This is a genomic window from Exiguobacterium sp. s140 (genome assembly GCF_018617035.1).
In the GTDB taxonomy this organism is placed as follows: domain Bacteria; phylum Bacillota; class Bacilli; order Exiguobacteriales; family Exiguobacteriaceae; genus Exiguobacterium; species Exiguobacterium profundum.
The window spans coordinates 1,450,252-1,475,934 of sequence record NZ_JACSJK010000001.1 but is presented as its reverse complement, the minus strand read 5'-3'; the positions used below and the strand labels follow the sequence as shown (position 1 = coordinate 1,475,934).

Here is a 25,683-nt window from a genome sequence, read left to right as displayed (position 1 = left end):
TTTCGTTGACAATCAAGTTGGAGAGGAGTAATTTATTTTATATAAAGAATTGTTCCATGTAGAACAATTCGATACGGAACGGTAAAGGAGTGAATGAGGATGACCGAGACAAATACAAATCGAGCACGGGAGATGATGCAATCATTTTGGCGTGTGCAACGTGTCCTGATTCGTCTCATGCATCAGACGGCGCAACAAAACGATCTTACATTGCCTCAACTTCACGGTCTGATGATGTTGAATGAACAGGGTGCGATTACGCAAAAAGAATTGGTTCAGCGAACGAGAATGCCAAAGAGCACGTTAAGTCAATCGTTAGATGGTCTCGTGGAGAAGGGTTTGATTCGTCGAGATATCAACCCGGATAATCGGCGAGAGGTTGTGTTGACGATTGACCAATCGGGCAAACGTTTGATTGAAGAGATTGAGCAACAAGAAGAAGGAACGGAATATCAATTGAATCAAATTTTGTCTCGTCTCGATGAGGATACGTATCAACATATGCTTACAGCTCATCAACATATTGCAGATGGATTGAATGAAGGGTTCACAGATTGTGAAGGAGTGTGTCGACATGATTAAGTTATTGAAACGTCTCGTTACTTATAAATGGGCTGTTCTGATGGTTTTATTGTTTGTGTTCGCGCAGTCGTTAGCAGATTTATTTTTACCGACGTTGATGGCGGACATTATCGATAATGGAGTCGTGACGGGTGATACCGGCTACATTTGGCGAATGGGCGGAATCATGCTAGGTGTAACGGGACTTGGAGCCCTTGCTGCCGTTGTGGCCAGCTTTTATTCTTCAAAGGCGGCGATGGGATTTGGTCGTGATTTGCGAAGACGCGTGTTCAATCATGTGGAACGTTTCTCACTTGAAGAGTTCAATCGTGTCGGGACGGCTTCACTCATCACCCGGACGACAAACGACATCACGCAAGTCCAGCAAGTCATCATCATGATGCTGCGAATGGTTGTGAGTGCGCCGATCATGTTTGTCGGTGGATTGATCATGGCGACCTCGAAGGATGCGACGTTGTCTCTTGTCATTGTTGCCGCAATGCCGGTACTCGTCATCTCGATTTTCCTCATTTTTTGGAAGGCGATGCCGTTGTTTAAAAAGGTACAAAATCGATTGGACCGGCTCAATCTTGTTCTCCGAGAAAATCTGACGGGCATCCGTGTCATCCGAGCTTTCAACCGTGAAAAAGAAGAACAGGTTCGATTGACGAAGGCGAATGAACGGTTGACGGACGTCTCAATCAAAGTGAACCAAATCATGGCGTTCCTCATGCCGGTCATGATGCTCGTGATGAACTTGACGGTTGTCGGCGTCATTTGGTTCGGAGGGATTCGGATTGATAACGGTGCGATGCAAATCGGAGATTTGATGGCGTTCATTCAATACGTCATGCAAATCATGTTCGCGCTCGTTATGGCATCAGTCATGTTCATCATGGTTCCTCGGGCTTCTGTGTCTGCCAACCGGATCAACGAAGTGCTCGAGATGGAACCTTCACTGATTGATGACGGGACAAAGACTGCGGACATTGAGCAAGGGACACTCGTATTTGATAACGTGACCTTCTATTATCCGGGTGCTGAAGAACCAGCGCTATCCGATGTGAGTTTTTCAGCGAATCCAGGTGAGGTCACAGCGGTGATTGGGGGTACGGGGTCAGGTAAATCGACACTCGTCAATCTGATTCCAAGATTTTACGATGTGACGTCGGGGACAATTCGCGTGAATGGTGTTGATGTCCAAGCGGTTCCACAAGAGGCACTTCGTTCGAAGATCGGGTTCGTTCCACAAAAGGCGTTGCTGTTCACAGGTACGATTGCTGAGAACATTCGATATGGGAAGACCGATGCAACAGTGGAAGAAGTCGTTCATGCCGCATCCATCGCGCAGGCAAGTGACTTTATCGAGAAGATGCCAGACCGATATGAGGCTGTGATCGAACAAGGTGGGTCAAACGTATCAGGTGGTCAAAAACAGCGTCTGTCGATTGCGCGAGCTCTCGTTCGGAAACCGGATTTATATGTATTCGACGACAGTTTCTCGGCACTTGATTTTAAAACGGATGCCGCCCTTCGCAAAGCGTTAAAAGAAGAAACGAAAGATGCGACGGTACTGATTGTTGCACAACGTGTCAGCACGATCATGGACGCCGACCGAATCATCGTTCTAGAAGAAGGAGCCGTTGCCGGAATCGGGACACATGAGGAATTATTTGCGACGAATGCGGTCTATCAAGAAATCGTGAAATCGCAATTGTCTGAGGAGGAAATCGCATGAGTGAGAAACAAGCAAATACGCGACAAACTCATGGGGGACACGGCGGTCCAGGAGGTCCGGGCGGTGGAAATATGATGATGATGGGCGAAAAGCCAAAAGCATTCAAAGTCACGTTCCGTCGTTTGCTTGCCTATTTGAAACCACGGCGAAACACGTTGATTGCTGTGTTTGTCGCGGCGATTTTAAGTACAATCTTTATGATTGCCGGTCCGAAAATCATGGGAATCGCCATCACCGAACTGTTTGAAGGGGCATATGCGAAGTTTACAGGTGTGCCAGGGGCAGAAATTGATTTCACGAGAATCGGACAAATTTTGTCGCTCCTCGCTGGCCTTTACGTCATCAGTAGTCTATTCAACTACGTGCAACAATATTTGATGTCCGGTGTTGCCCAAAAAACGGTCTATGATTTGCGCGAAGACGTGAACAAAAAGTTAGAACGACTTCCGCTCAAGTATTATGACGGACGCTCGAACGGGGAGACATTGAGCCGGGTGACGAATGACATCGACTTGATTGGGAGTACGCTACAACAGAGTGTCACGTCATTCATTACTTCCATCGTTACCATCATTGGGATTTTGATTATGATGCTGTCGATCAGTCCTCTGTTGACGGTCATCTCTCTTGTGTCCCTTCCGCTCACGATTTTTGCGATTCGTCCGATTTTGAAACGGTCGCAACAATATTTTTCCGATCAACAGCGTCACCTTGGACGACTGAACGGCCATGTGGAAGAAATGTATACAGGGCACGCGGTCGTCAAAGCGTTTGGTCGGGAAGAGACAGCTGTGCGTGAGTTTGACGATGTGAATGAGGAGCTTTACGATGCAGGACGGAAAGCGCAATTCATTTCCGGAATCATCATGCCGATGACGATGTTCATCGGGAACATCAGCTATGTATTGATTAGTGTCGTCGGCGGTATTTTGGTCACGCAGCGCAGCATCTCCATCGGGGACATTCAAGCGTTTATCACATATACACGTCAGTTCACCCAACCAATCACCCAGACAGCGAATATCGCGAACATCGTCCAGTCGACGGTTGCCGCGGCGGAACGTGTATTTGAACTGTTGGATGAAGAAGAAGAAGTGAAAGATGTGACGACCTATCAATTAGAACGTGCCGAAGGAAATGTCACGTTCCGTCATGTCGATTTCGGATACGGTGACGACCTACTCATTCAAGATATGAATCTCGATGTGTTGACGGGCCAAACGGTGGCCATCGTCGGTCCGACAGGCGCCGGCAAAACGACATTGATTAATCTACTCATGCGTTTTTATGAGTTGAACGGTGGAGAGATATTCATCGATGGGAAAGACTCGCGTAAAATGTCGAGACAAGATTTGCGACATACGTTTGGAATGGTCTTACAGGACACGTGGCTATTCAACGGGACGATTCGTGATAACATCGCCTATGGGAAAATGGGAGCGACTGAGATGGAAATCGTCAACGCGGCGAAAACGGCGCATGCGGATGCATTCATTCGAACATTGCCAGACGGATACGACACCGTGTTGAATGAAGAGGCCAATAACATTTCACAAGGTCAAAAACAGTTGCTGACGATTGCGCGAGCAGTATTGGCGAACCCACCGATTATGATTTTAGACGAAGCAACGTCGAGTGTGGATACGCGTACTGAGATTTTGATTCAACAGGCGATGAAACGGCTTATGAATGGGCGGACGAGTTTCGTCATCGCTCACCGTTTATCGACCATCAAAGATGCGGATTTGATTTTGGTTATGGACCAAGGTCGGGTCATTGAGCAAGGAACACATGAATCGCTTCTTGAAGCTGGTGGTTTTTATGAAGAACTTTACAATAGTCAGTTCGCTGAAAAAGAAGTCGTATAACTGGAATACAGGTTTTGGGGCAATGTGAATAGGCAAAAGACGTACGAGATGAGTTTCGTACGTCTTTTTATTTTGTGTAACAATTACAAATCCGTTAAAATAAAAAAATGGGATAAAAAATGGAGGAACAATTATGGTTAAAATCTTACTTGCGGAAGACGAAGAAGTGCTACGCATGCTTGTTATGGATACATTAGAAGATGAAGGATATGACATCGACGAGGCACAAGATGGAATTGAGGCCTATCGATTGATTGAAGAAAATGAATATGATTTGGTCATTGTGGATCATATGATGCCCGGTATGACAGGGCTTGAAGTGATTGAAAAAGTACGGAAGTTACCAGGGCGACAAGAGACGAAAGTGATGATGTTGACGGCGAAAAGCCAACAATCTGACCGTGATTGCGCGAACGAGATTGGTGTCGACTACTTCATTTCTAAACCGTTCAGCCCACTTGAACTCGTCAAAATCATAGGAGGCATCGTGAAGTGAAAAGGTGGTTTAAACAAAAACTCGGACGCGACATCATGGTCGTCCTTTATTCCTTCCTCGTCATTGCATTGGTCGGATCGGCATTGACTTATGTCTATATCGAGAACCGTTTGGAGGCGAACGAGGCGAGATTGCGTCAGGTCGATGAACGCGTTAACCGTTTGACTACGCTTTGGGATGAGTGGCAGGCTGACCAATATGATACACGAGGATATCTCTTGTTCGGCGACACAGCATCGCTCGAACGTTCACGTGCGAATGAGGCGAAGTTCCAACAAGAAATCAATTGGTTCAAAACACAAGTTCAGACGCGCCAAGGAGAATTGTTCGCAGAAGATCTTCAGCAGTTCCACGACTTTTACTATGATGTGATCATTCCGGTGACGTATGAATATGCCCAAGCGCAACAAGATGGGGAAGTCACAGAGACGTTTATCGATGCTCAAACGATTGCCGAGTTGCCGACGGCTCAGCGCTTGATTGATCAAGGACTCGTCCAATTTAATCCGCAACGTGGAATCGACATCCTCGGACCGATTGATGAGGTAGAGTCTGCGCTCGGAGAATATCGTGAGTTGATGGCATCTGAAAAAGAGGCCGTCTACGTTGAATGGCGACAGAACAACAATATGCTTCAATTCTTGTGGATCATGAGCATCGCCTCGTTCGCCGTATTGATCTTATTGTTTGTCCAGCCGTTCCTACGCCGTCAAACACGTTTGATTTCACGACTTTCCATCGCATCGAACCGCTTGTTAAAAGGGGAAATCGTTGATTTGAGCGATCAGATGAAACGAGAAGATGAGATTGGGACGATGTCTCGATCGTTCCATAAGATGGCTGAGACACTTCGTGACAATGAACGACATTTGATTGAAAAAAACCATGAGTTGCAAGCACAACAAGAAGAGTTGATTGCCCAACAAGAAGAATTGCAGGCACAGCAACAAGAACTAGAAGAAATTTTAGAACAGACGCAACAAAACGAGCAACATCTCGCGTATCGGAATGAATTGACGGAGACGTTGGCATCACGCGATTCGCTTACGGCCTATCCTGAAATCATCGAGAAACTGGTCACGATTACAGATTCGGAGGTCGGTGCACTCGTGTTTGTGGATGAGTCCGGCACGTATCGTGTGACGAGTCATGGTTTGAACGACACGTTGTCTCGTCAGTTGCTCGATAGCGAAAATTCCGTATTGACGCGCGCGATGACATTGAAGACGACGGTACATTCGTCGAAACAAGTCGCAAGCGACCATCCGCTCCCGTATCCGTACTATATGTTTGAGACGGCGGTACCGGTCCATGACCCGACAGATGATTCAATCATCGCGTTCATCTATCTGGTCCGATACAAAGATCGCTTCACCCAAACACAAATGGGTGACATCATGTCATTCGCTCGTCAACTCTCACTTTCTCTCTTACGGATGCGTCTATTTGAAGAGATGAAACGGGAGAAAGGCAAGACGGAGCGAATTCTTGATTCGATTCGAGAGGCAGTCGTCTACATCGACCATTCGACAAATGACGTGTTCGTCAACCGTCCGCTCTACGAGATGTTCCCTGAGTTAAGTGACGTCAGCTCACTGGATCTTGAAGAAGAAACGTGGGAAGAATGGCGGAATCGTCTTGTTGAAACGGTCGATCAAGCGGAGGACTTTACGAAGTATACGAATCGCCTGTTCACCGAAGATTTCCCACATGACAGTGTCAGCTTCTCAATCCGTAAAGGCGAAATGAACTTGCAGATGTATGCGGAACGCATCATTGTCGGTGGTCTATCGAAAGGTACGCTTCTCGTCTTCCGAGATATCACGAGTGAGACAGAGGCGGAGCGATTGAAGAGTGAGTTTATCTCAACCATCTCGCATGAACTGCGTACGCCGCTCTCGTCCATCTATGGATTCACGGAATTGATGGTCAAAAAACAGTTGCCGAATGAAAAACAAGCTAAATACTTGGAGACCATTCACTCCGAGACGGAGCGTCTGACACATCTCGTCAATGACTTCCTCGATGTGCAGCGAATGGAATCCGGTAGTCAAATGTATGACCGGGAACAGCTTGATATCGAGCCGGTCGTCCGAGACATGTTGACGTTCTATGAGGCATCGTCGTTAAAACATGAATTCGAATTGATTGCGGATGATGCACGTCCATATGAATTATTCGTCGATTGCCAGAAGTTCAAACAGTTGATGAGTAATCTATTGTCGAACGCTGTGAAGTATTCTCCACGGGGTGGAAAAATCACGGTCGAACTTGCGCATCACGAACAAATCGTGTCCATTAAAGTGAAGGACGAAGGAATCGGGATTCCAAGCGACGCGCTCGATCGCTTATTCGATAAATTTTATCGTGTCGACAACTCCGACAGTCGTGAAATCGGCGGTACGGGGCTCGGATTACCGATTTGTCAGGAAATCGTCCGCGGTCACAACGGCCAAATCCATGTAGAATCGATTCAGCATGAGGGCTCGACGTTCATCGTTGAAATCCCAAGCTATGAGTACGCTGTCCAAGAGGCAGAGACGACTCCTGTATAATGTATGGGCCATCCCTTGAGGATGGCTCATTTTTTAGAATCGTTCGCTTGACCAATCGGGAGAGAGTTCGTGTACAATGAAGACTGTACAACATCATAAAGGGGGGCATTAGAATGCCACTGATTGCATTCTTGCACACGCACGTTACGAGCTGGATTTTGTTACTTATTTTGTTTGCCGTGGCCTATATCGGTTATAAGAACGGCAACAAGAGTGGAAAAATCGCACATATGGCGTTTCGACTCATGTTACTCATCGCATTCGGAACAGGACTTTATCTCTACCTTCAGTTGAATGGTGGCGGGACATTCTATCACGTGAAAATCACGGTCGGTTTATTAACTTTGATCTTCGGTGAGATGACGCTCGTCAAAGTCAAAAAGAAAAAACCGTCAAACGGACTATTTGGCGGGTTTATCGTCTTGGCGCTCATTACGATTTTCATCGGCTATGCATTGCCTTATGGACAATCTTTCTTCAACAGCTTTATTCAATAAGACGTTCCCACTTCGCACACCGAAGTGGGATTTTTTTGTTTGTACACAAATTATTAGGGGAAAATAAAAAAATCAGTAATTACGACGATGAGGTGAAACGATGGATCAACAGATGATGGAATGGACACGAGTTTTACACGCGCGGAAATGGATGAAACAAACTGAATCATTTTTACCCTTATGGCACGGCTATATCGGCTACAAGTTCGGACTATTCGATGCGCTTCAAGGTGGCGCGAGCATGGCGGAGATGAATTTACGTCTAAAACGCCCATTGACACAACTTGCACTAGAGCGTTGGTTAGAAGTCGGGGTCGCCGTCCGTCATTTGAAGAAGAGAGGTTGGCGCTACTATCCGACGCGTGGATTGAAATATCAATTATCCGGTAACGATGAACGGAGTATTGGGTTCATGCTTCAAGAAATGATGGAGCTTCATATCCCCGCGTTAATCGCTTATCCGGAATTTCTAGAGTCTGGGAAGCAAAAGACGTTTGATGGAGCTGAACACGGTCAAGTCGTCGCGAAGACGTCGACACTCGTCGAAACGGTCGCATTTCCGATCGTTCAACAATTGTTACGACAGGCAAATGTCGAATCGATGCTCGATATTGGATGTGGGCACGGCGGCTACTTACGTAAACTACAAGCGCTCGAACCGAGTTGGGAACTGACGGGCATCGATTTAGAGGAAGAGGTAATTGAAGAGGCACGATCACGAGACGAGAGTGATGACATTCATTTTGAGGTCGCCGACTTCATGAACTGGGAAACAGACGAGCAATTTGATGCGGTGATGATGAACAATATGCTGTATTATTTCTCGCCGGAAGAGCGGGTCAAGTTGCTTGAGAGACTACGGGAACGATTAGAAGAGAAGGGGGTCGCCGTTCTTGTGACGCCGCTCGCCGAAACAGCGCTCGGTGGACGATTCGCTTCCGCGTTCAATGCATTCATGACACTCCACGATAATTTGTACCCGCTTCCGACCATTCCACAATTGCGCCGGCAGATGCAAGAAGTCGGTTTTGAACAAATCCGCTTCATCCCATTCATTCCGGAAGGTTCTTGGTATATCGTCATCGCCGAGCGAGGAAAGACAAACCTGCTCAATCAACCGATTCAAAATTGAACTTGTCTCCCGTCATTCCTATAATGATAGAGAAGCATAAGAGACTATTCACATAGGGAGTTGTTGAGTGTGTCGAAACAAAGAGTTGCCGTTATTGGGGCAGGACCCGGTGGATTGGCTGCTGCGATGCTACTGGCGCATCGCGGGGTAGACGTCACCGTATTTGAGAAACAACCGTTTGTAGGCGGCAGAACGTCACGCTTAGAAGTAGGCGAATTTGCGTTCGACCGAGGACCTACGTTTTTGAATATGCCGTATATTTTAGAAGAAATTTTTGAAGAGACGGGACGTAATCTGCATGATTATGTCGAGATGAAACAATTGGAGCCGATGTATGATTTGTACTTTGACCGTGGGACGCGTCAACTCTCGATGACAACAGATCGTGATCAGATGTATCGTGCCATCGAAGAACAATTTCCTGGGAATGGGGAAGGCTACGAGCGGTTCATGAGTGAACAGGCGATCAAACTGTCTAAATTGATGCCTGTGCTTCAGACCGCACATGACAAGCTCACTGACTATGTCTCGTTGCGCGTACTTAAGGCGCTACCGTTTCTCTCAATCGGTAAATCGCTTTATGACGTCTTGTCCGAGTACTTCACGAGCGAAGAACTGAAGTATGCGTTCACGTTCCAGGCCAAATATTTAGGGATGTCCGCCTGGGAATGTCCGGGTGGATTCTCCATTCTATCTTACATGGAACACGCCTACGGAGTGCATCACCCGATCGGCGGAGTGAACCAGCTATGTCATGCGATGGCGAAAGTGATTGAAGAAGAGGGAGGCGTCATTCGTTTAGGCGAACCGGTAGAACGTCTTCTCATGGATGGTCGGAACGTGAGGGGTCTCGTGTCCGGAAGTGTCCATTATGCGTTTGATGAAGTCGTGATTGGTGCGGACTTCGCACATGCGATGACGTCGCTCGTTCCAGACGGTAAACTAACGAAGTGGAGTCCGACTCAACTCAAGAAGAAGCGTTACTCGTGCTCGACATTCATGCTTTATCTCGGGCTCGATCACATCTACGAAGATGTGGCGCATCACTCGATTCACTTCGCGGACGATTATGAATTGAATGTCAAAGAGATGACACAAGAATTGAAATTGAGCGAGGACTTCTCGTTTTATGTACAGAATGCCTCACGCATCGACCCGACACTTGCGCCTCCTGGCAAGTCATCGCTTTACGTTCTCGTACCGGTGCCGAACAATTTATCTGGCCTCCCGTGGGAGACGTTACAAGCGACCATGACAGAGCGCGTTCTCGACGCGCTTGAGACACGTTCCCCTTACCGAAACATCCGTCAACACATCGAGGTGATGGAGGCGTTGACGCCTGAGGACTGGGAAGCGTTTGGTGTATATGAAGGTGCAACGTTCAATCTAGGGCACAACTTATCGCAGATGATGTATTTCCGCCCGCATAACCAATTCGAAGAGCTCGACAACGTCTGGCTCGTCGGCGGTGGGACCCACCCAGGAAGTGGGCTGCCGACCATCTTTGAATCAGCGCGGATCACGACGAACCTTTTGCGTGACCGTGCAGGTGTCGGCCGATGAATATTAGCTTTGTCGGAGCAGGGGTCGGTACACTATATGCCGCCCTCTTATTGACGAAACGCAATCCGTCACTTCAAATCACGATTTATGAGAAAGAGGACCGGGTCGGTGGACGCTTGAACTACGTGGAATTCGATAATGGGGCGAAAGTCGATGAAGGTCCAACCATCGTCTTATTGCCGAGTAAACTGAAACAACAACTGATTGAGGCGGGTCTTCCTGAACATGAAGTGGAGTTGATTGAAGTCGATCCACTTTACCGCTTACGTTATCAAGACGGGACATCATTCTATAAATATCGGGAAATCGAGAGACAGGCGGAAGAAATCGAACGAACTTTCGGCGAAGGAGATGCCTTCCGTCAGTACATGTCCCAAAAGAAAGAAGAGTATCGGATTGGCTTCGATACGTTTTTAGATCGTAGTTATGCCTCAAAAGCGGAGTTGTTCGAGCCTAAACTGCTTCTCCTTCTCATGCGGTTAAAAGCATATGAGACGGCTCATGCGAATATGAAACGCTTCTTTGAAGACGAACGTTTACGTGTCGCCTATAGTTTACAAACGCTCTATATCGGCGGAAATCCTTATGCCACTCCTTCGTTATATGGACTCATTCCTTATCGTGAACAAGAAGAAGGAGTCTGGTATGTAAAAGGAGGATATTTTTCGCTAGCCACGAAAATGGAACAAGAGTTGAAGCGTCGAGGTGTTCATTTCGAGATGAATGCTACCGTCAATCGTGTCCATGTCACGGACGGGGTGGCCAATGGAGTCACGGTAAATGACGAATATGTACCGTATGATGCAGTCGTCGTGAACGGTGATTTTCCACTCATGGAGCGCCTGATTGATGGTGTGACGCCAAAGACGTATGAACCGTCAAGCGGTACGTTACTTCTTTATTTCGCCGTCAACGGCGAACTCGACTTACCGATTCACCAATTCGATTTACCGAATGATTTTGAAGGATCGATGCGTACGATCTTTGAGGATGGTAAACTAAGTGAGTATCCAGCGATGTACACCTTTAATCCATCGCGAATGGATGTAACCCTCGCGCCAGAAGGAACGAGTGTATTATATGTTCTTGTCCCGGTTCCTCGAAAATTGGAACGAGAAGACTTTGAGGCACAAGGGACAATCGAACACCTATTAGGAAGAATCGAGGCATTCATGCCTGATTTCCGTGAACGCGTCATCGAGATGAAAGTCCGGACACCGATGGATGCTGAGCGATTCGGATTGTTCGAAGGAGGAAGTTTTGGGATTGCACCAAAGTTATCTCAGTCAGCCGCCTTCAAACCACAAGCGAGACCATTCCCGAAAATCGAACGCCTCTATGCGGTGGGCGCATCCGTCCATCCATGCGGTGGCGTCCCCATCGTTATGATTGGGTCGCAATTACTTGTGAAAAAAATGGAAGAAGAAATGGGGGCAATGCATCGTGACGACACAAGAAGCGTATCGTCAATGTGAGGAAATCATGAAGAAGGGCTCGTTAACCTTTTACCGGGCCTTCTCTTTGCTCTCAAAACCAGACCGTCAAGCGGTCATGGCAGTATATACTTTCTGTCGCACCCTCGATGATGCGGTCGATGAATCAGACCGTCCAGAAGAGAGTTTGGCAGCATTTTTGCATGACTTCGACCGCTTTTTAGCTGGTTACGACCAAGATGAAGCACTATGGGTTGCCCTTCGTGATGTGTGGAAACGTTATGACATGGACGTCGAACCATTTTTTGAATTGGCGGAAGGGATGAAATGGGACTTACATAAGTCACGGTATGAGACGCTAGAAGAGACCGAGCAGTATAGCTATTATGCAGCGAGTACGGTCGGCTTGATGTTGCTCCCGATCCTTGTCCCAAATCAGGACGAAGCGACGACACGTCAGCTAAGACAAGGCGCCATCGACCTTGGCATTGCGATGCAGCTGACCAATATTTTACGAGATGTCGGTGAAGATTTGAATCGAGACCGCATCTATTTACCACGTACGATGATGCGTCAGTACGGTGTGAGTGAAGAGATGTTACAACAACGAGAAGTGACCCCTGTCTTTATCGATCTATGGGAGGCCTTGGCGAATCGAGCAGAGTTCTTGTATGCACGGGCACGGGAAACCCATCATCTGTACCCACTTGCGAGTCGAAAGCCGGTACAAGCAGCAGCTCTTCTCTATGAAGGGATCCTTGATGCGGCCCGTGCGAATCGACATGACGTCTTCACGAAGCGAGCATACGTATCGACCTTACAAAAAGGAAAGTTGTTGGCAAAACTATAAGCAATTTGATTCCCTGTAGACGCTCGATGGCGTCTACAGTTTTTTGCGTACAAAAAAACCACTTTTGGCGGGGGACCAAAAGTGGCGTAAGCGTTATGTGATTCATTCATCGGGGAAATGAATGAATCGGTTTGTGATGAAGCCCTAAAGATGTGCCGGGATTCATGGGGAATGAATCAGTTGGGACATCTTCGTCGAAACAGGATGCTTGATGGACTAAGGGGGAACATCATACGCAAGCTGTCTCGACTACGGGATACGAGTGGGGAAACTCGCTCATCACTTTTTCTCGGGTGTGACAAGTTCAAAACGCGATGAGGCTCGGGGAAGCCATTCGATCGCTACAGGTGTAACAAACGTTACAGAACTGCTTGAACTCGAATATGATATTATCACGTCTTTCAATTGTCGACAAGTGTCGAAACTCGCGTTCACAAAATGTTCATATTGTCAGAGGTATGTCCTCTAACATCGAGCGTGCAGCGAATTGTCCTGAAAGCGTCACCATCGGACTGCCACCGCCAGGATGAGTCGAACCACCAGCAAACCAGATGTTCGATACGTCTGTCGACCGCGGTGCAGGACGGAAAAACGCTCCTTTTTTCGAGTTGGCCGATGTGCCATAAAGTGCCCCATAGTACGCATAAAAATCACGGGTCAAATCTTGTGGGGTCACCCGTTTATGGTAGAGCACCTCTTCTTCTTCCCAATCCACACCGAACATACGTAAGCGTCTGCGAATCAAATGCTCATACGTATCTGCATCAATTTCGGTCAGATGTGCCGGAGCATTGACGAGGATGAACAGGTTGTCTCCTGCCTCGCCCATCGACGGATCGGTGGCGGAAGAATTCGAAATATAGATTGTCGGCTCGTCCGCATACCGCTCTTCTTGGAAGAGTGCTTTAAATTCCCTTTCATAGTCGTCTGAGAAATAGACGTTATGGTGTGCCAAATTCAATCGTTTGGACAATCCGACCATCATGACGAATGCGGAAATCGAAGGTTCGACGGTATCGCGTGTCGGGACTGGGAAAGATGGGCGGTCTTTCGCGTCAACGAGTCGCGGGTATTGCGTCAAGAGTTCACCGTTGAGAAGAACGGCATCACACGAGATGACTTCTTGGTCATCGACGACGACATCATGTGCTTTTCCGTTCAACACATCAATTTTCGTCACTTCATGACCGAGTCGGAACGTCACTCCGAGTTCGCTCGCCCGTTTGGCGAACCCTTTTGCGATATTCCAGTTTCCACCTTTCGCAAAATAGACACCTTCATTCAATTCCAAATGTGCGATAAGGGCGAACGTACCTGGTGTCACGTATGGGCTGCTACCAATGTACGTCGCATAGCGGTCGAGCGCCTGAATAATGCGTGGGTCCTTGAAATACTTCTTGTGAAGGGCGTGCAAACTTTGAAGTGGATGCACTTTGACCATGTCCGCCCAAAGACCGGGATCCAACTTTGTGTCCATTTGTGTGAAGAAGCGCTTATTCGCAATGTCGAACAGCTTTTCCGCTTCATCTAGATAGGCACGCATCTGATTGTGTTTCAACTGGTCACCGGTCAAACGCCGTACTTCGACCTCAAGTTTTGCCCGATCGGCACTGAACGTGAAGGATGACCCGTCTGTGTAGTGGTTGACGGTATGCTGATCGAGTTTGATTAACTCAAAATAGTCATCCGGATTGGCCCCGCTATTTCGAATGACTGAACGAAATACATCCGGCATCGTGATCGTATTTGGACCAAAGTCGAACCGGTGACCGTCGGTTATAATGGGCATGAGTTTGCCACCGACATGTTGATTCTTTTCAATGACCGTGACGTCATAACCTCGTGCTGCGAGCGTGACGGCGGCGCTTAGTCCACCGAGACCAGCCCCAATCACTATGATTTGTTTCATACAATTGTCCCCCTTTAGACGTCTGCTTAGGAATAGTGACGACCTTTCCACGTGATGGGCAACCGTCTCCATTTACGAATGACGGCATTCCCGAGTAAGGTCAAGTAAGCGATTAAACTGAGTGGATGGTACCATGTACCGGACCCATTTGATTTCAGATCGACAGCGAGACGCGCGAGGAGCACGAAAATCGCTGCGCTAATCGTCTGCCAACTCGGTGAAAAGATCCAAGCGAGCATAGCCGTCAACTGGATGCCGTAATATGTCATGAAGTACAAGGCGAGTCCTACTGATTCATTCATTCCCTTGAATACGTTCTTTGAAAACCCGGTCCACACTTCTTCATTCGTTTCATACATGTCGCAGGAGATGAACGGGGAGACTTGAACGAGTGACGTGACTTTTTGATGACGTTTGAACGTTCGACATAAATCGATATCATCAATCAACGACGTTCGAATAGCAGCATGTCCGCCAACTTCCTCGTAGCTGTTCCGCTCGACGAGTACGTTCATGCCATTCGCCGCGGCAAATGCGGGGTGTTTCACTTTACGCCAAAACAAAGGCAGATGTTGGGCGATGAGCACGTGTTGCATCGGAATCAACAATTTCCCGAGAAATGTGGATGTCGGAAATTGAGGGAAACCTGATAAAAAGACGGCCTGCTCTCGAGCGAGCGTGGCATGCATGCGGGCGATAAAACTCGAATCGATCGTGACGTCCGCATCTAAAAAGAGAAGATACGGTTCAGTCGTGCGTGATGCTAGTTGATGACAAGCATGAACTTTTCCGGCCCAGTCATGGGGCAAAGGAACACCTTGGATGACGGTAAAACGGGTATCGTTACCGATTGCGCGATTCAATTTTTCATATGTATCATCCTCGGAACGGTCCTCGTAGATATAAACATGAGTCCCATCCGGTATCGCCTGCTTTAAATTTGAAATCAGTCGATCGACGTGACGCGACTCATTGCGCATCGGGATGCAGACGGCTGTCGCCGGTGTGCGTCCTGGGTCGGCGAGCGGTCTCAAGAACGAAAGATTGATTAGGGTAAAGATAAACATCGAGAGGGTGAGCAGCCATAAGATCATGAACGTCCCCTCCCAAGTCGGAACATCGTTTCTGTCCATTCAGCAAGATTACGACGTGGTCGAAAGAGCGGCACATAGGCATCAGACCGAATGATGGCGTCTTGTCGCACGTCGTCATAGAGCGCTTCAAGTGCTTGCGCGATTTCCTGCTTCTGAGCTCGTCGTGTCGTCGACGTCACGACTACTGTTCGAAAGCGGACATATACAAGGGGTTCCGCATGGTTCTCAAACGAATAGTACATGGCGCATAATTGGACGGGGCGGTCGTTCAGTAACAACGTCGCGCCAGACTCGATTTCGACAGGTCGAAGTTCCTGTGGCATCTCTTGTCCTTGAGGGAACATCCAGACGGATTTCCTGGACGCGAGCAATTCATTCGCATAAGCCAGTGAGGCCCGTACATCGGAGAGACTTCCTTTTTTCACCGAGAAGGCACCGAGGTGTCGAAAGAACGGGAAGCGACGTAGTCCATCCTCGTCCATCAACACATGAATATCGTGTCGTAAAAAATGTTCATTGATCATATACATGATGAGACCGTCCCACCACGCGCTATGTGTACTTAAAAATAATCCGGGGGTCGGAACGTCGTCCGTTCGGATATAAATGTTATGGAAGGTGGGACGTATTTGCCGTTCCCGCACGAACGTCGAGAACAGGTTATTGAACCATTTCTTTTTGTGTGACTCGATCATCGCGCCCCCTCCTTTCAAGTAGAATCACTCCGGATGTGAGGATGCTGAGGAGCCCGATGCCATAGAGACCAGCATTGACAGCCGTGACACCGAAGAGCGCGTGAAGCATGACGAACAAATAGACGCCGTGCTGGATGAACAAGGAATCAACAGCTCGTTCGTGACGCTGTAACAACCATGAGAAAATAAGGGATAACCCGAACCAACCGATAAAGTTTTGTGTCGGGATATCATAATATAAGCCGTCATTCCCCCATTCCCAGTAGCCTTTCACGTTTGCCGCCACCGGATCGATTGCCATATCGAGCCACACGGCGAGAATTGGGACGAGCCATAAAATATTGTGGCGGAATGGAAAGAGACGGGCCACGGCAAAGCTAGATCCAATCACGGCAAGCCACGCCGCACCGATTGTGACAGGGACTCCAAACACTGTCGGACCGAACGCCTCAGCGTAGACGTATTCGCTGAACGGGAACCCTGTCTTCACACCGAGAGTCTCGACGGCGATTGAACCGAAGAAAATAAACGGAACAATCCAAGCACCTTGCCGGACCCCTTGATAAAGAATCGTTCCGCCAATCGCGCCGGCTAGCCATAAAAAGACGGGGTTTGCCCATTCTAGCCAAGGCGGAAGCAGGTCGAATCCAACTAAAATCAACCCAATGAAATACCAAACAATAAACCATTTCCAAATAAACGGATACACTTTCATTCCATCACCTCTTCTTTCATTCTAAAGCTCATCGAAGTCTTCGTCTAACAAATGCATGTACAAAAAAGAGCCTCGCTGAACGAGACTCTCAATTGGCCATCCGTTTCCGTCTTTTCACGAATGAGAAGGCGATGAATAAGACATAGAACGGGATGGCGATGAACCAAAACGTCGGCCATTCTTTCCAACGGGCGAACATCATATACGTCACATAGACGAGGCTGATGGTAATGATGAACGAGTGACGTGGCAATGGTACATCTTTAAAACTCGGGATGCGAACACGGCTGACCATCAACAGGGCGAGCCCCGTGAAGAAAATCGGTGTCAACAGTTCGCTGACGCGGTCACCGAACGTCGTGATGACAGCGAGAAGTCCCCCGGCGGCCGTGATCGGGACACCAGAGAAGTAACTCGCTGCAACGTTTGTCGCAGATAAATTGAAGCGAGCCAGGCGATAGGCACCGAATAGCGGGAAAAGTGCCGCAAAAAACAATCCATAATTGCCGTAATCAATAAAGAAGGTGTAATAAGCGAGCATCGCCGGTGCGACCCCGAACGTGACGATGTCAGCGAGTGAGTCCAATTCTTTCCCAAAATCGCCAGCGACCCCGAGCATACGGGCGAGGCGCCCGTCTAAACTGTCGAGCATCATCGCGATGATGATTAACAGTGTGGCGTTTGAGAAGTCACCACGTGCGGCGTAGACGATGGCGACGACACCACAAAATAAATTTCCGAACGTAAAGGAGTTTGGGACCCACGAACGGATACGTTCTTTCCACATAATTTTGCCCCCAGTAAGGTCATTGGCTGAACCAGTGCCCGTTTGTAAATTGCAGTAAATCTTCAGGTGTTAATTCGATTTGATAGCCGCGTTTTCCAGCAGAAATGGTGATTGTTTCTCTGTCTTGAGCTGCTTCGTGCAGATAGACAGGGAACGGCTTCTTCGCCCCAATCGGAGAGACTCCTCCTCGAATATAACCGGTCAATGTCTCGAGCTCTTTCATCGGGACGGTCGATGCTTTCTTCGCCCCCCAAGCTTTAGCGGCTGCTTTTAAATCGATGTCACGCTCTCCAGAGATGAGAAAGAAGGCATATTGCTTTTTCTCGTTCATGAGACAAATCGTTTTATACAGTTCGTCGAGCGGTTTATTCAATGTCATCGCCACATGTTTAGCTGAGACATCGGTGTCATCGACTTCATACGTATGATAGGTGAACGGAATCTTCTTCTGTTTCAGTTGCCGAGCGGCGTTTGTCAGTTGCATCTGACTCATCCTTTCGTGACCGACTCCTTTTAGAATAGCAAATCAACCAACTTCCCGGCAATTGAACTTCAAAAAACTTTTCAGTAAAGGAAGGAGTTTGAAGCAATGACGAAGAAATGAACAGTGATTCATTTTGAAGGGGGAATGGAAGTGGAGACGATTCAATTGACGACACACAATGGGGTAGGGTGGTTGAAACTGAACCGACCTGAAAAGCTAAACGCCTTGAACGAGACGTTGCTTCGTGAAATGAAAACGGCAATCGACACATTTGAACAGGACGACGCCGTTCGTGTCATCGTCCTTGTCGGTGAGGGACGAGCGTTCTCATCCGGACAAGATTTAACGATCGAGAGCGATGCGGACTATGGGGAATATTTAGAAGACGTGTATCATCCGCTCGTACGTGCACTTTTCTCGAGTCGTAAACCGCTCATCGCAGGGATTCACGGTGTCGTGGCTGGAGCAGGGCTCAGCTTGGCACTCGCGGCAGACGTTCGAATCGTCGCCAAGTCGACGAAGTTCAGCTCGGCGTTCATTAAAATCGGGTTGGTCGCGGATGCGGGCGGTCCATATCACCTGCGTCGACTCATGCGCGACGACCTTGCGTTAGATTGGCTCTGGAGTGGCAGTACGATTGACTCGGAGGCCGCGCGTTCATTCGGGCTCGTCACCGAGCTCGTGGAAGATGCGATGTATACGGAGCGATTGACTTCATATGCGGAGACACTCGCTGCGAAATCACCGGTCGCTGTTCAAGGAATGAAGGCGCTCATGCGAGCCGCTTCATTTGAGGATGGATTGAATGAAGAAATCGAATGGCAACGGAAGTGTGGGGACACGGACGTGCACCGCCAAGCGATGCAGGCATTCTTGATGAAATAAAAAAAGCGGCCGCGGCCGCTTTTTTACGTGGTTGATTTTGCTTCGAACTGGAAGCCTTTTTGTTGCCATGTCCCGTATTTCCAACGACGGAACGCGAAGAATCCGCGGAACCACTCATCGAGGGAGAAGGCGAGCCAAATCCCAAGGATGCCGAGTCCCATTTGAAGACCGAACAAGTAGCTGAACGCCACGGCGACGCCCCACATCGAGGCAATTCCGATCATGACCGGGAAGCGGACGTCCCCGACAGACTTCAATGACCCCATCAAGACGATGTTCATGGCGCGACCCGGCTCTAAAATGAGCGTCGCCCATAAGATTGGCACACCGACCGCGATGATGTCAGGGTTTGATGTGAAGAGACCGAGTAGCGATTCGCTGAACACCGCTAAACCGAGAGAGGCGACGAACGATGCGAACATGGCAATCTTCAATGTCTTGACGGCACGATGATAGGCTTCTTTAAACCGTTTCCCCCCAATATCCCGTGCAATCAAAAGCTGGGTTCCTTGCGCGACGGCGACGGTGAACAAGAAGGCAAGCATCGACAAGTTCATCACGTACACTCGAGCAGCAAGAGACGCCTCGCCCATCGTCGCGATAAATCCAGTGATGATAATTTGGGATGCCTGATACGATAAATTCTCTCCGGCAGAAGGGACACCGATTTGAAGAAGCGATTGGATGTCGTCTTTCTTCGGACGAATCACTTCTTTTAACGGGAAGCGGATCATGAGCTTCCGCTTGACGAGCCAGAACAAGAGAACCATAGCGGCGAATCGTGCGATCACGATGGCCCAAGCGACACCGGCAACGCCTGTGACCGGAAGGCCAAACCAGCCGGTAACGGCAAAAATGGCACCGACGGCGGTGATGATATCAATCAGAAGCGTCGCGAGCATGGCGTGTTTCGTCATCCCGTGACTCCGGAGGATCGAACTGAGCGCCATGATGAGTGCTTCGGTGAATAACGACAAGCCGACGATTTGCAGGAACAACAACCCGTGTGCAAACAGTTCGTCCGATAGACCGAACAGGCGTAAGAACGTTTCGCCGAACAAGAAGATGACGCCGACCATGATCGCACCGAGCCACATGTTCAAACTGACGGCGGAGCGGGCGAAGTCACGACTCTTCTTCATGCGCCCAGCCCCGATGGCCTGACCGATCAAAATGGTCGCCCCGACAGACGTCACACTAAAGACGATCAAGAACACGTTTAAGATTTGGTTGGCAACCCCGACGGCTGAGGCGGCGGCGTCTGAGTAGTGAGCGAGCATCAATGTGGCGATGATCCCGGTTCCCATATGGAGGGCAAGTTCGATGAAAATCGGCCACGACAGTTTGAACAGGGTGAGCTGTTCCGTTTGTTTCGTCTGCATGTAGTGTATTCTCCCTTTTCTCTATAATTCTTTCTGTTAACTATTTGTTTTATAAAAATGTCAAAGGTCATCTTACTCCTTATGAAATGAAAAAGAAAGGGGTTTGCTAAATTATTTTCAACAAAAAAATCACCCGAAGAAATCAGGTGATTTTCGAATTTATTTCAATTTCAGAATAGCAGCACTAAATGGCGCCAGTTCGATTTCGAGTGAGTCGAGGTCGCGGTCATGCAAGAGGTCCGTGGCTGCTCCTGTATAACCGAGCGGATTCAGTTTCGAAGCAGAGTCTGAGTTGTTGAAGTAAACCAAGTATGTCTCATCTTTCGTACACCGCTCGATGATGACCGCATTGTTCGCATCGTCGACCAGGTTGAAGCGATACGAGCCGGCATTTGCGAGCACAGGGTGGTCCTTACGAAGCTGGATGAGCTTTTGGATGTAGCGGAAGAGGTTACGGTCTTCTTCGGCTTCATCCCATGGCATACAGCGACGGCAACCCGGGTCTTGTTCGCCTTCAAGTCCGATTTCGTCCCCGTAGTAAATACATGGGCTACCTGTATAAGTCAGCATCGACGTCATCAAGAGTTTGAACTTGCCTTTATGTCCTTTCGCCCGTGTCAACGCACGAGGTGTATCGTGCGAATCGATCAAGTTGAAGGTGACTTCGTTGACGTTCATCGTGTTCATCATCTCGACACGCGTCAGCTCGTTACGGAACTCCGAAGCGGTCGTCCGGTCGAGGGCGAAGTAGTTCAAGCTCGCATTCGTGAACGGGTAGTTCATGACGGCATCGAACTGGTCACCTTGTAACCAAGGCTGTGCGTCGTGCCAAATCTCCCCGAGGATGTAGGCTTCCGGGTTCGCATTTTTGACCGCCGTGCGGAAGTCACGCCAAAACGCATGGTCGACTTCGTTAGCGACGTCAAGACGCCACCCGTCGATACCGAATTCTTCGACCCAGTAACGGGCAACATCTAATAAGTAGGCTTTTAACTCTGGATGCTCTGTATTGATCTTCGGCATGTTCTTTTCGAATGCGAAGGTGTCGTAGTTCGGCTTCGGCTCTGTCGCAATCGGGAACTCGCGAAGATAGAACCAATCGCGATACTCAGAAGATGGCCCGTTCTCGACGACGTCTTGGAACCATGGGTGATGATATCCGACATGGTTGAAGACCGCGTCGAGCATGACTTTGATGCCGTTCTCGTGCAAGAGATCGACCATCTCTTTAAATTTCTCTTTCGTCCCGAACTGCGGATCGATTTCCATATAGTCGAGCGTATCGTACTTATGGTTCGTCGTCGCTTTAAAGATCGGGCAGAAGTAGATGCCGGTGATCCCAAGTTCGACTAAATGATCGATATGGTCGATCACTCCTTGGAAGTCGCCACCGAAGAAGTTTGTCGTCGTCGGCTCTGTCGAGTTCCATGGGAGCGTCTCTTCAGGATTGAGTGAAGCATCGCCATTGGCGAAACGGTCCGGGAAGATTTGATACCAGACCGTATCCTTCACCCAGGACGGTGCATGGAAGATATCGATTGGGTTGATGAATGGGACACAGAAGTAGTAGCCCGTATCATCGAGCGGCTTCTCCTCGAACCATCCTTTTTCAGTGTAGACGGCCGTCTCTTGTCCATCATTCAAACGGAAACCGTAACGTAGACGTCGGAACGGCGGTTTGATAGCGATGAACCAATAGTCATAGGCGTCGTCAAACCCGATCTTCTCCATTGGAGTCTCGTATGTACGCCAGTAGCTCGGCTTGTCCGGATCGAAGTTCCACATGGCTGGGTCTTCAGCGTGCCAATCATATGGGTCGTTCCAAATCAAATCGACCGACTCGATATCGCCTCGCTTCGTATGGAAACGAATATGGATCGTCTCACGATCATATTTGTAGACGAACGGGGACATGGCACGATGATAAATCGCTTCTTTCATCATAAGGAAAACATTCCTTTCTTTATAGGGGATGACATCATTTTACAACATCGGGAATCCATGAGAACAGATGTTGCGAAAACGTTTGCTCAAGCAAAGGTTAATAAAGCGTTTACATTTTGTCAATTGCTGAAACGCATAAAAAGTGAAGATTTAAGAACAAACATTTGAAAATTACATAAATGGGTCAACAGACGTAAAAAAAGTGTAAAAAAAGACTTGTAAAACGCTTTCACAACTGTATAATAAAAATTGAGGTGAGGATGCAAACGTTTTCACTACCATGTCAATTTCGTAGCGGAGTTTTAAAATTGACGTGGTCGTGCGATTGCGCAAATCTGACCATACTATTTCCTTGGGGAGGTTTTTCATCATGAAGATGAAAAAAATGGTAGCAGGACTTTCAACAGCAGTATTCGCATTCGGTGCACTTGCTGCATGTGGTGGCGGAACGGACAACGGATCTTCTAACGAAGGTGGTTCTTCAAGCGAGAACAAACCTGAAAAGATCGTAGTCTGGGAAGACATCGAAAAGTCTGAAACAACGAAAGAAGTTGCGAAGGCGTTCGAAGAAGAGCATGGCGTAAAAGTTGAAGTTGTCGAAGTACAGATGACAGACCAAAAAGACAAGCTTGCGCTTGACGGTCCAGCTGGAAAAGGTCCAGACATCGTGCTCGTACCACACGACCAGATCGGTACAATCGCAGACCAAGGTCACTTGGCTCCAATCGCTGACGAAGGATCGCTTGACGCGTTCACAGACGCTGCGAAATCAGCTGTCATGTACGATGGTCAAGCTTACGGATATCCAAAATCAGTTGAGACACCAATTCTCATGTACAACAAAGACTTGATGGCTGAAGCTCCAGCATCTATGGACGACCTTTACAAGTTATCAAACGATGTGAAAGCTGACGGGCAGTACGGATTCCTCGCACTTTGGGATAACTTCTACTTCGCACATGGTGTTGTCGCTGGATTCGGCGGATACGTGTTCAAAGAAGACGGTGGCGCACTCGACCCAGCGGATATCGGTTTGAACAACGAAGGTGCAGTTGAAGGATTCGAATACATCGGTAAATGGTACGAAGAAGGCCTCTTCCCTAAAGGGTTGATCGGTGAGTCTGGTGGCCAAGCGATGGACCAACTCTTCACTGAGAAGAAAGCTCATTCAGTCATGAACGGACCATGGGCTGTGGCTGGTTACACAGATGCAGGCGTGAACCTCGGAGCGGCTCCAATGCCAACACTTCCGAACGGTGAGCCAATCAAGACGTTCATGGGTGTGAAAACATATGCCCTTTCAGCTTACACAGAAAACCAAGAGTGGGCTGAAATGTTCCTTCAAGAGTTGACGAATGAAGAAAACGCATTGGCAATGTTTGAAGCATACAACGAGATCCCGCCAGTAGCAGCACTCGAGTCGAACGAGACAATCACGTCGAACGAAGTTGCGAAAGCGGTATTCGACCAAGCAACAAACGCAATCCCAATGCCGAACATTCCTGAAATGGGACAAGTTTGGGAGCCAATGGCTCAAGCGCTTCAGCTTGTAGCAACTGGTAAACAAGATGCACAAAAATCTGCAGATGATGCAGTGAAAGTCATCGAACAACAAATCCAAGCGAACAACCAATAAGGAATTGAGATGACGGGGTACGCCACATGGCGTTCCCCATCATTTTCTAGCATTGAGCAAACGTTTGCTTGATTGATTTGCTCAAATCGAAAGGAGAAACTGAGGATGGCTGCAATTGCGAACCCTAAATCACCGGACCAACGCCCGGACAAGCCTACAAACCATGCTCGGAACGCGGGACTACTTTCCATCATTCCGGGACTCGGACAGTTATACAACAAACAATACGCGAAGGCGGTAGCGTTCTTTATCGTCGTCGTATCTTATTTTGCCGTAAACTATGATCTATTTTTCAAAGGGGCGGGCGCCGGACCAGGTGACCGTGGAGGACTTTGGGGATTGATCACGCTTGGTGAAGTGCCAGGACCTCGTAACGACCACTCCATCTTCTTGATGGTCGAGGGGATTGTCGCGTTAATTTTACTTTTCTTCGGAATCGCGTTCTATGTTTGGAACATTCGTGACGCCTATCGTGTCGGTCGCGCTCGTGATCAGCATCTAAACCTTCCATCGTTCCAAATGCAACTTCGCAACTTGCGTGACCATGGATTCCCATACTTAATGTTAATCCCATCACTCATTTTGTTAGTGTTTACCGTTATTCTTCCATTGATTTTTACATTCTTGATCGCCTTCACGAACTATCGCTACAACAACGCACCACCAGCGAAACTCGTGGAATGGGTCGGATTCGAGAACTTTACACGTATTTTTGAAATCGATATCTTCCGTGACACGTTCGTCGGCGTACTCGGCTGGACGCTTGTCTGGACGGTCGCTTCAACGACAGGTGTCATCGCAATCGGGATCTTCCTTGCGGTACTCTTGAACCAAGAAGGACTTCGCTTCCGTCGTTTGTTCCGTTCGATCTTGATTCTTTCATGGGCGGTCCCAGCATTCATCACGATCTTGATCTTCCGCTCGATGTTCAACGAATCGTTCGGGGTGTTCAATACGACAATCTTGCCGGCACTCGGTCTTGACCCGGTCAACTGGATGACCGACCCGACAGCGACACGTACGGCACTCGTTCTCATTCAATGGTGGCTCGGCTTCCCGTTCATCATGACGCTCATGACGGGTGTGCTTCAGTCGATTCCTGGTGACTTGTATGAAGCGGCGACGATTGACGGAGCGACAATCTTTGACAAGTTCCGCTTGATCACATTGCCAATGCTCTTGTTCGCGACAGCACCGATCTTGATCACGCAGTTCACGTTCAACTTCAACAACTTCAACATCATCTATCTCTTTAATGGCGGTGGCCCTGCTGTACCTGGACAAACGGCCGGCGGTACCGACATCTTAATTTCTTGGATTTACAAATTGTCTCTCGGTGCCAACCCGCAATACGGACTTGCGGCTGCGATCACACTCATCCTGTCATTCTTCATCATGACACTTGCCGTGATCCAGTTCCGTCGGACAAAATCTTTCAAAGACGAGGATATGATCTGAT

At 48.4% G+C, this 25,683-nt stretch carries 21 protein-coding genes; 13 read left to right on the top strand and 8 right to left on the bottom strand.

The features are described from left to right. Positions 1-99: 99 nt before the first annotated feature. The 10 genes from KNO61_RS07620 (at position 100) to KNO61_RS07575 (ending at position 12,693) form a co-directional block, all read left to right on the top strand. Positions 100-582, top strand: coding sequence for a MarR family winged helix-turn-helix transcriptional regulator (locus KNO61_RS07620; protein WP_078146436.1), 483 nt, complete (start codon positions 100-102; stop codon positions 580-582). After that, positions 575-2,299, top strand: a complete 1,725-nt coding sequence (locus KNO61_RS07615; RefSeq protein ID WP_214872875.1) for an ABC transporter ATP-binding protein — start codon at positions 575-577, stop codon at positions 2,297-2,299. The genes KNO61_RS07620 and KNO61_RS07615 overlap by 8 nt, the downstream gene beginning before the upstream one ends. Continuing rightward, entirely contained in the window at positions 2,296-4,167 is a 1,872-nt protein-coding gene (locus tag KNO61_RS07610; RefSeq protein ID WP_305825939.1) for an ABC transporter ATP-binding protein, read from the top strand. The genes KNO61_RS07615 and KNO61_RS07610 overlap by 4 nt, the downstream gene beginning before the upstream one ends. A gap of 133 nt (positions 4,168-4,300) precedes the next feature. Further along, positions 4,301-4,663: a response regulator gene (locus KNO61_RS07605; protein ID WP_015880966.1), complete on the top strand. Its 363-nt coding sequence runs from the start codon at positions 4,301-4,303 to the stop codon at positions 4,661-4,663. Further along, positions 4,660-7,218 (top strand): sensor histidine kinase, encoded by a 2,559-nt coding sequence (locus KNO61_RS07600; protein ID WP_214872874.1) that lies wholly within the window; start codon positions 4,660-4,662, stop codon positions 7,216-7,218. The genes KNO61_RS07605 and KNO61_RS07600 overlap by 4 nt, the downstream gene beginning before the upstream one ends. 113 nt (positions 7,219-7,331) lie before the next feature. Next, on the top strand, positions 7,332-7,715 hold the full coding sequence (locus KNO61_RS07595; protein WP_015880968.1) for a YisL family protein: 384 nt from the start codon (positions 7,332-7,334) through the stop codon (positions 7,713-7,715). A gap of 100 nt (positions 7,716-7,815) precedes the next feature. Next, positions 7,816-8,847 (top strand): class I SAM-dependent methyltransferase, encoded by a 1,032-nt coding sequence (locus KNO61_RS07590; RefSeq protein ID WP_214685835.1) that lies wholly within the window; start codon positions 7,816-7,818, stop codon positions 8,845-8,847. Between the two features lie 69 nt (positions 8,848-8,916). After that, on the top strand, positions 8,917-10,410 hold the full coding sequence (locus tag KNO61_RS07585; RefSeq protein WP_214758429.1) for a phytoene desaturase family protein: 1,494 nt from the start codon (positions 8,917-8,919) through the stop codon (positions 10,408-10,410). Continuing rightward, positions 10,407-11,885 carry a phytoene desaturase family protein gene (locus KNO61_RS07580; protein ID WP_214689338.1) on the top strand — a complete coding sequence of 493 codons (1,479 nt, stop codon included), beginning with the start codon at positions 10,407-10,409 and terminating at the stop codon, positions 11,883-11,885. The genes KNO61_RS07585 and KNO61_RS07580 overlap by 4 nt, the downstream gene beginning before the upstream one ends. Further along, a complete protein-coding gene (locus tag KNO61_RS07575) occupies positions 11,854-12,693 on the top strand; it encodes a phytoene/squalene synthase family protein (RefSeq protein WP_214872873.1) in 840 nt (279 codons plus the stop codon). Before KNO61_RS07580 ends, KNO61_RS07575 begins: the two co-directional genes overlap by 32 nt. Positions 12,694-13,135: 442 nt before the next feature. On the opposite strand, the gene KNO61_RS07570 is transcribed toward KNO61_RS07575, so the two are convergent. The 6 genes from KNO61_RS07570 to ybaK all read right to left on the bottom strand — a co-directional run bounded on the left by KNO61_RS07570 (position 13,136) and on the right by ybaK (position 18,377). Next, entirely contained in the window at positions 13,136-14,602 is a 1,467-nt protein-coding gene (locus KNO61_RS07570; protein WP_214872872.1) for a phytoene desaturase family protein, read from the bottom strand. A gap of 26 nt (positions 14,603-14,628) precedes the next feature. Next, entirely contained in the window at positions 14,629-15,696 is a 1,068-nt protein-coding gene (locus tag KNO61_RS07565; RefSeq protein ID WP_214685851.1) for a glycosyltransferase family 2 protein, read from the bottom strand. Continuing rightward, on the bottom strand, positions 15,693-16,391 hold the full coding sequence (locus tag KNO61_RS07560; protein WP_214872870.1) for a lysophospholipid acyltransferase family protein: 699 nt from the start codon (positions 16,389-16,391) through the stop codon (positions 15,693-15,695). The genes KNO61_RS07565 and KNO61_RS07560 overlap by 4 nt, the downstream gene beginning before the upstream one ends. Beyond that, entirely contained in the window at positions 16,357-17,106 is a 750-nt protein-coding gene (locus tag KNO61_RS07555) for a carotenoid biosynthesis protein (protein ID WP_214872868.1), read from the bottom strand. Before KNO61_RS07555 ends, KNO61_RS07560 begins: the two co-directional genes overlap by 35 nt. Positions 17,107-17,194: 88 nt before the next feature. After that, positions 17,195-17,893: a CDP-diacylglycerol--serine O-phosphatidyltransferase gene (gene pssA / locus KNO61_RS07550; RefSeq protein WP_074037646.1), complete on the bottom strand. Its 699-nt coding sequence runs from the start codon at positions 17,891-17,893 to the stop codon at positions 17,195-17,197. Positions 17,894-17,912: 19 nt separating this feature from the next. After that, positions 17,913-18,377: a Cys-tRNA(Pro) deacylase gene (ybaK, locus tag KNO61_RS07545; RefSeq protein WP_159561895.1), complete on the bottom strand. Its 465-nt coding sequence runs from the start codon at positions 18,375-18,377 to the stop codon at positions 17,913-17,915. Positions 18,378-18,521: 144 nt separating this feature from the next. Here ybaK and KNO61_RS07540 point away from each other — a divergent pair, with 144 nt between their 5' ends. Next, positions 18,522-19,262 carry an enoyl-CoA hydratase/isomerase family protein gene (locus tag KNO61_RS07540; protein WP_240499870.1) on the top strand — a complete coding sequence of 247 codons (741 nt, stop codon included), beginning with the start codon at positions 18,522-18,524 and terminating at the stop codon, positions 19,260-19,262. A gap of 23 nt (positions 19,263-19,285) precedes the next feature. Here the strand turns inward: KNO61_RS07540 and KNO61_RS07535 are convergent, their stop codons facing one another. Together KNO61_RS07535 and KNO61_RS07530 are read right to left on the bottom strand one after the other, a co-directional pair. Continuing rightward, positions 19,286-20,644 (bottom strand): MATE family efflux transporter, encoded by a 1,359-nt coding sequence (locus KNO61_RS07535; protein ID WP_078146449.1) that lies wholly within the window; start codon positions 20,642-20,644, stop codon positions 19,286-19,288. A 159-nt stretch (positions 20,645-20,803) separates the two neighbouring features. After that, on the bottom strand, positions 20,804-22,588 hold the full coding sequence (locus KNO61_RS07530) for a glycoside hydrolase family 13 protein (protein ID WP_078146450.1): 1,785 nt from the start codon (positions 22,586-22,588) through the stop codon (positions 20,804-20,806). 370 nt (positions 22,589-22,958) lie between these two features. Here KNO61_RS07530 and KNO61_RS07525 point away from each other — a divergent pair, with 370 nt between their 5' ends. Continuing rightward, complete coding sequence (locus tag KNO61_RS07525) at positions 22,959-24,224, top strand: extracellular solute-binding protein (protein ID WP_078146451.1); 1,266 nt, start codon at positions 22,959-22,961, stop codon at positions 24,222-24,224. Between the two features lie 105 nt (positions 24,225-24,329). Then, positions 24,330-25,682 (top strand): sugar ABC transporter permease, encoded by a 1,353-nt coding sequence (locus KNO61_RS07520; protein ID WP_015880983.1) that lies wholly within the window; start codon positions 24,330-24,332, stop codon positions 25,680-25,682. Position 25,683: the final 1 nt, after the last annotated feature.